Origin of the sequence: Cyanobium sp. N5-Cardenillas (assembly GCF_024345515.1) — a bacterium.
GTDB lineage: Bacteria > Cyanobacteriota > Cyanobacteriia > PCC-6307 > Cyanobiaceae > Cyanobium.
Genome location: NZ_JAGQBG010000185.1, coordinates 1 through 6380, shown reverse-complemented (window position 1 = coordinate 6380; position 6380 = coordinate 1). Strand labels below are relative to the sequence as shown.

The 6380-nt window shown below is 63.4% G+C and carries 6 protein-coding genes; 5 read left to right on the top strand and 1 reads right to left on the bottom strand.

Translation table 11 applies throughout. The features are described 5' to 3' along the window. Both KBZ04_RS13255 and trpC read left to right on the top strand, forming a co-directional pair. On the top strand, positions 1–693 hold a 693-nt coding region (locus KBZ04_RS13255), incomplete at its 5' end, for an FAD-dependent oxidoreductase (protein ID WP_254992378.1). A gap of 1 nt (position 694) precedes the next feature. Continuing rightward, positions 695–1579: an indole-3-glycerol phosphate synthase TrpC gene (gene trpC, locus KBZ04_RS13250; RefSeq protein ID WP_254992377.1), complete on the top strand. Its 885-nt coding sequence runs from the start codon at positions 695–697 to the stop codon at positions 1577–1579. Positions 1580–1598: 19 nt separating this feature from the next. Here the strand turns inward: trpC and KBZ04_RS13245 are convergent, their stop codons facing one another. Continuing rightward, positions 1599–2501: a polyphosphate kinase 2 family protein gene (locus KBZ04_RS13245; protein WP_254992376.1), complete on the bottom strand. Its 903-nt coding sequence runs from the start codon at positions 2499–2501 to the stop codon at positions 1599–1601. Positions 2502–2859: 358 nt separating this feature from the next. Between KBZ04_RS13245 and KBZ04_RS13240 the strand changes: the two genes are divergently transcribed. The 3 genes from KBZ04_RS13240 to KBZ04_RS13230 form a co-directional block, all read left to right on the top strand. Next, entirely contained in the window at positions 2860–4224 is a 1365-nt protein-coding gene (locus tag KBZ04_RS13240) for a V-type ATP synthase subunit B (protein WP_254992375.1), read from the top strand. Positions 4225–4229: 5 nt separating this feature from the next. Beyond that, on the top strand, positions 4230–4832 hold the full coding sequence (locus KBZ04_RS13235; RefSeq protein WP_254992374.1) for a V-type ATP synthase subunit D: 603 nt from the start codon (positions 4230–4232) through the stop codon (positions 4830–4832). Then, positions 4829–6380, top strand: a 1552-nt coding sequence (locus KBZ04_RS13230; RefSeq protein ID WP_254992373.1) for a V-type ATP synthase subunit I, incomplete at its 3' end; no start/stop codon positions are given. The genes KBZ04_RS13235 and KBZ04_RS13230, both read left to right, overlap by 4 nt.

Genomic DNA, 6380 nt, shown 5'->3' with positions numbered 1-6380 from the left:
ATCGAACTGGTGGACATGGCCACCCGCGAGCCGGTGGAGACCCTGGAGGTGGATGCGGTGCTGGTGGCTACCGGCCGGGTGCCGGTGAGCAAAGACCTCAACCTGGCCAGCGTCGGCGTGGAGACCAACCGGGGCTTCATCCCCGTCGACGACGGCCTGCGGGTGCTGGCGAACGGGGCGCCCGTGCCCCACCTCTGGGCCGTCGGTGACGTGACCGGAAAAATGATGCTGGCCCACACCGCCGCCGCCCAGGGCACGGTGGCGATCGAGAACATCCTCGGCCACGCCCGGCGCATCGACTACCGCTCGATCCCCGCCGCCACCTTCACCCATCCGGAGATCAGTTCGGTGGGGCTCTCGGAAGCCGACGCCAAGGATCTGGCCGCAGCCGAGGGCTTCGAGCTGGGAAGCGTGCGCAGCTACTTCAAGGCCAACTCCAAGGCCCTGGCCGAGCTGGAGAGCGATGGGCTGATGAAGCTGCTGTTCCGCAAGGACACCGGCGAGGTGCTTGGGGCCCACATCTATGGTCTGCACGCCGCCGACCTGATCCAGGAGATCGCCAACGCGGTGGCCCGGCGCCAGGGGGTGCGGCAACTGGCCAGCGAGGTGCACACCCACCCCACCCTGAGCGAGGTGGTGGAAGTGGCCTACAAGCAGGCCGCCGCCAGCCTGGCCACCGCGGTGGGTGCCTGAGATGGAGATCCGTCGCCGGCCCCCCAACCCCTCGGTCCGGGTGGCCCACCTGGAATTCGGCACCCCCCACCCCGAGGAGCGCCCCCGCCACATCCTTGAAGAGATCGTCTGGGAAAAGGACAGGGAGGTGACGGCCGCCCGCGAGCGGGTCAGCCTGGACGCACTGAAGCAACAGATCGCGGATCTGCCCCCCACCCTGGATTTCTGCGGGGCCCTGCGCGCCAGCTGCCGCAAGCCGGCGGTGATCGCCGAGATCAAGAAGGCCAGCCCCAGCAAGGGGGTGATCCGGGAGGACTTCGATCCCGTCGCCATCGCCCGGGGCTACCGGGACGGTGGCGCCAGCTGCCTGTCGGTGCTGACCGACAGGCGTTTCTTCCAGGGGGGCTTCGACGTGCTGGTGGCGGTGCGGGAGGCGGTGGAGCTGCCCCTGCTCTGCAAGGACTTCATCCTCAGTCCCTACCAGCTGTTCCAGGCCCGGGCGGCCGGAGCCGATGCGGCCCTGCTGATTGCTGCGATCCTCACCGACCAGGATCTGGCCTACCTGCTCAAGGTGGCCAGGGGCCTGGGGCTGGCGGTGCTGGTGGAGGTGCACGACGCGGCCGAGATGGAACGGGTGCTGCAGCTGGAGGGTGTGAACCTGATCGGCATCAACAACCGCGATCTGGCCAGCTTCACGGTGGATCTGGCCACCACCGAACGGCTGATGGAGGGCTTCGGCGAGCAGGTACGTGGCTGCGGTGCCCTGCTGGTGAGCGAATCGGGCCTGTTCAGCCGCGCTGATCTGGATCGGGCCGTTGAGGCCGGTGCCGACGCGGTGCTGGTGGGGGAAGCCCTGATGCGACAGGAGAACGTGACGGAGGCCCTGGAGACGCTGATCGGCGGCTGAGCCCGGCCAGGGGCGGGGACTACTCCTTCTCCAGCAAGGCCCTGGCGGTCTCGAGTTGGGCACGGGCTTCCGGGCTGACTTCGGGATAGTGGAGGTGCAGGGAATCCAGGGTCTCGATGATGGCGGCCGCCACGGCAATGCGGGTGAACCACTTGTTGTCAGCCGGAACCACATACCAGGGGGCGTGGCGGCTGGCGGTGTGCCGGATCGTTTCGTTGTAGGCCTCCATGTAGTCATCCCAGAAGGCCCGCTCCTTGATGTCGTTGGCGGAGAACTTCCAGTTCTTCTCAGGGCGATCCAAACGTGCCAGGAAGCGTTTGCGCTGCTCTTGCTTGGAGACGTTCAAGAAGAACTTTCGGATGATGATTCCATTGTTGCTCAGATACTCTTCGTAGTTTCGGATGTCGCGAAAGCGCTCCTTCCAGATGTCCTTCGTGAGGCGCTCAGGCGGAAGGGTCTGCCTGGCCAGCATCTCGGGGTGCACCCGTACCACCAGGGTTTCTTCGTAATAGCTGCGATTGAAGATGCCGATCCGACCCCGTTCCGGCAGGGCATTGTTGGCTCGCCAGAGAAAATCATGGTCCAGCTCCACCGAGGAGGGCGCCTTGAAGGAACTCACCTGGCATCCCTGGGGATTGACGCCACTCATCACATGCTTGATGGTGCCGTCCTTGCCTGCGGCGTCCATCGCCTGGAAGATCAGCAGCAGAGCCCAGCGATCCTGTGCATACAGCAGATCCTGGAAATCCGCCAGCATCTTGACTCCCATCGTGAGCGCTTCCTGGGCCCGGTCCTTGGCCTTCTTGTCGAGGTCCAGGGTGTCGTCAGGGTCGTGATCCTTCAGCTGGAAACCGTTCCCATCCTCGATCCGGAAGGGCTGGGAGAAGCGTCTGGCCCGCTCCAGGAATTCCGTCTTGTCCATGCACTCGCTCCCCTGGATCTGTTCCACTGATAGGCCAGATGCCTGCCGCCACCAGGTCCATCACCATGTTTCGTAAACCAGGGAAACGGACGGGCCACTGGGCCCTGAATCGGCGCCGCAACATCCTCTGCACAGGTGCGCAAGTGGCGTGAAAAGAGAGCCGATGATCAACACATGCTGTCCATTCTAGCCAGCCTCTTGAAGATTGACCACGCCGATAGAAAACTTATGGAGATGGATTTTCCCCCGCCCATGATTACAGTGACAAAGCAGAAGAGTCCGGCTTTTCGACGCTCCTCCCTTCAGCAGGTGCTGCCACTGTTTAGGTACCGCTTCTGATCCTCTGGTCGTTCGTCCCATGCCTGCGTCCCTGGTCAGTTACTCGAAGATCCTCGAGATCGTCGGCGATATTCTCCGGGTCGAGGTGCCGGCCGACGCCAGCCAGAAGGAGGCGGCGCCACGGTTCAACGATCTGGCTGTCGTGCAGAACCGCAATGGCACCTCCTCCCTGGCCCAGGTGATCGCCCTGAAGCAGGACTCCGTGTCGCTGCAGGTGTTTCGCGGCACCAAGGGGGTGGCCACCGATTCCGCCGTGCATTTTCTGGGTCACCCGATGGAGGCCACCTACTCCAACAACATTCTGGGGCGGGTCTTTCGCGGCACCGGCGAGCCGATTGATGGCGGCCCTGGCCTGGAGGAAGATCCGAAAGTTCCGATCGGGGGACCGTCCGTCAACCCGATGTGCCGGATTCTTGCCTCCAAGATGATCCGCACCAACGTGCCGATGATCGATGTGTTCAACTGTCTGGTGGAGAGCCAGAAGATCCCGATCTTTTCGGTGTCGGGGGAGCCGTTCAACGCCTTTCTGGCACGCATCGGAATCCAGGCCGATGCCGATGTGGTCGTGTTCGGGGGCCTGGGGCTGATCTTTGACGACTACTACGCCTTCCGCAAGACCTTCGAGGATGCCGGCGTCTTCGCCCGCACCGTGATGTTCGTGAACCTGGCCTCCGATCCGATCGTCGAGCGCCTGCTGATCCCGGACATGGCCCTGGCGGTGGCAGAGAAGTTCGCCGTGGAGGAGGGTAAGCGGGTGTTGGTGCTGCTCACCGACATGACCTCCTTCGCCGATGCCCTCAAGGAGATCAGCATCGCCATGGATCAGGTGCCAGCCAACCGGGGCTATCCAGGTGATCTCTATTCCCAGCTGGCCCGCCGCTATGAAAAGGCGGCCGATTATGCCAAAGGTGGCTCGGTGACCCTGCTCACGGTCACCACCATGCCCGGAGACGACATCACCCATCCCGTGCCGGATAACACGGGATACATCACCGAGGGTCAGTTTTATCTGCACGATGGGGTGATTGATCCGTTCGGTTCCCTGTCCCGTCTCAAGCAGAACGTGATCGGTAAGATCACCCGCGAAGACCACAACCAGATCATGAACACCTGCATCCGTCTTTACTCCGGTGCGCGGGATGCGGAGCAGAAACAGTCGATGGCCTTCGAGCTGTCCGATTATGACCAGCGACTGATCAAGTTCGGAGGCCTGTTCAAGGCCAGATTCATGGACATCAACGTCGACATCGCCTTGGAGGAGGCGCTGGACCTGGCCTGGTCCACCCTGGCCGAGTGCTTCCAGCCCAGTGAGCTGCTGATGAAGCAGGACCTGCTCGACAAGTACTTCCCTGGCGAGAAGCCGTCTCGCCCTCCCGCCGCGTAGATCCGATGGCCAGGCTCTCCCTCACCAAGGCCTCCCTGACCAAGGAGAAGTCCCTGCTGCGGACCTTTCAGGACGTTCTGCCGTCGCTGGACATGAAGCGCCGCCAGATCGGCGCGGAACGGGAGAAGGCCCGACGCCTGCTGGCCGAAGCCCTCGCGAAGGCGGCGGCGATCGAGCCGGATGTGGCGGCAAGGTTGCCCATGGTTGCCAACACAGCGATCGATCTTTCGGATCTGGTGGCCATCGCCGCGTTGGAGATCGGCGAAGAAAATCTGATGGGCACCCGGCTGCCAATCCTCCAGAACCTCTCGTTCCGGGTGAGCCCCTACGGCGTGCTCACCAAGCCGTTCTGGGTCGACGCTCTGGTGGTTGTTCTCCAGCAGGCCATGGAGCAGACCCTTCGCATCCAGGTGGCCCGGCGCCGTGTGGATGCTCTTGAGAAAGCCGAGCAGATCGTGACGCAACGCTATAACTTGTTTGACAAGGTGCTGATCCCAAGGGCCAGACAGAACATTCGCAACATCTCCATTTATCTGGCTGATGCGGAACGGGCTGGTGTGGTCAATTCCAAGATCGCCAAACGCAAGAAGGAGCACCAGGCACCATGACGATTGTTGCACTGGCCAAAGTCTCGGTCTTCGGTCTTGCGGCCCAGAAGCAGGCCGTTCTGGAAGGACTGCAGACCCTTGGGTGTCTGCATCTGATTGACCTGGGAGCAACGGATGCCCCCGCTGATTTCAGCGCTCCCCAACCGGCCGTTGAGGCCCGCGAGGCCCTCCGCTACCTGATGGATGTGCGCCAGCGCCGCTACCCGATGAAGGTGGATCCCACATTCCAGCTCGAGGCCGTGGTGGCGAAGGCCCTGGCGAACCGCTCACGCAAGCGGGCCGCCGAGGACAGGATTCTTGTCCTGCGCCACCATCTCGCTGAACTGGCCCCTTGGGGCAACTTCCGACTGCCCGAGCTGGGGGACCTCGGCGGTCAGCGCCTGTGGTTTTATCGGGTCCCCCACGCCAAGCTCGGCGCCTTCCAGCAGGCGCTCGATGGGCTGGCGCTGCCTTGGCAGCGGGTCCATGCCAGCCCCAGGCACGGCTATGTCGTGCTCATCTCTGAGCAGGAACCCGACCAGAACCTCCTGCCGGTCCAGCGGGCCCACGTGGGTTCCGAATCTCCCGAGGCGTTGAGGGCCGAACTGGATCAGGCCCATGTCGAGCTCGATGACATCGAAGCGGAGCATGTGGCCCTCAGCCGCTGGATCTTTCTGCTTTCCAAGCACCTGATCCGTGCCGATGAACAGGTGGCCCTCAGCCAGGCCGGCGAGAAGACCGCTGATCTGGACCGGGTCTTTCAGGTGCAGGCCTGGATGCCGCGTCAGGACCTTCCCCGACTCACGTCCTTCGCCGAGCGGATGGGGCTGGCCACCTGGGCAGAAAGTCCGACCTCAGACGATTCTCCTCCCACGTTGATGACGAACCCTGATGGGCTGGCGGGGGGGCAGGATCTCGTCACCTTCTACGAGACGCCCGGCTACCGCGACTGGGATCCCTCGGTGGTGGTGTTCTTCTCCTTCGCCATCTTCTTCGCCATGATCCTGGCGGATGCGGGCTATGCCCTGGTGCTGGGCGTGCTGCTGGCGACGTTCTGGAACGGCATGGGAACCAGGCCCTCTTCGCGCCGCTTCCGTGTCCTGGCGGCGGTCGGTCTGCTGTTCTCGCTCTTCTACGGGATGCTGGCCGGGAGTTACTTCGGAGCTCCGCCTCCCGCCGGATCCCTTCTGGCCCATCTTCGGGTGCTGAATCTGGATGATTTCACTGTGATGATGAAGGTCTCTCTGGTGGTGGGTGCCCTGCACCTGATCCTGGCCAATGGGATCGTGGCGGTGCGCGCTGTGTCGATCGCCGAGCGCGCCAAGCCCATCGGCTGGATCGCCATCATTCTCGCTGGCCTGAGCCTCTACCTCGGTGCGGGCACCGCGGCAGGCCGCGATCTAGGCCTCGGCCTCGGTGTCGGTGGGTTGGTCACCATCCTGCTGTTGAGCAGCGAGCGCCCCCTTGATTCGCTGGGGTCCCTGCTGCTGCGCCTGTTCGATGGGCTCGCCTCCCTGGCGGAGCTTTCCAAACTTTTTGGCGACGTGATGAGTTACCTGAGGCTGTTTG

What these genes read in the sequence shown, in the direction of transcription:
- trpC (WP_254992377.1), top strand. Translation starts at nt 695, where the DNA reads ATGGAGATCCGTCGCCGGCCCCCCAACCCCTCGGTCCGGGTGGCCCAC.
- KBZ04_RS13245 (WP_254992376.1), bottom strand. Translation starts at nt 2,501, where the DNA reads ATGGACAAGACGGAATTCCTGGAGCGGGCCAGACGCTTCTCCCAGCCC.
- KBZ04_RS13240 (WP_254992375.1), top strand. Translation starts at nt 2,860, where the DNA reads ATGCCTGCGTCCCTGGTCAGTTACTCGAAGATCCTCGAGATCGTCGGC.
- KBZ04_RS13235 (WP_254992374.1), top strand. Translation starts at nt 4,230, where the DNA reads ATGGCCAGGCTCTCCCTCACCAAGGCCTCCCTGACCAAGGAGAAGTCC.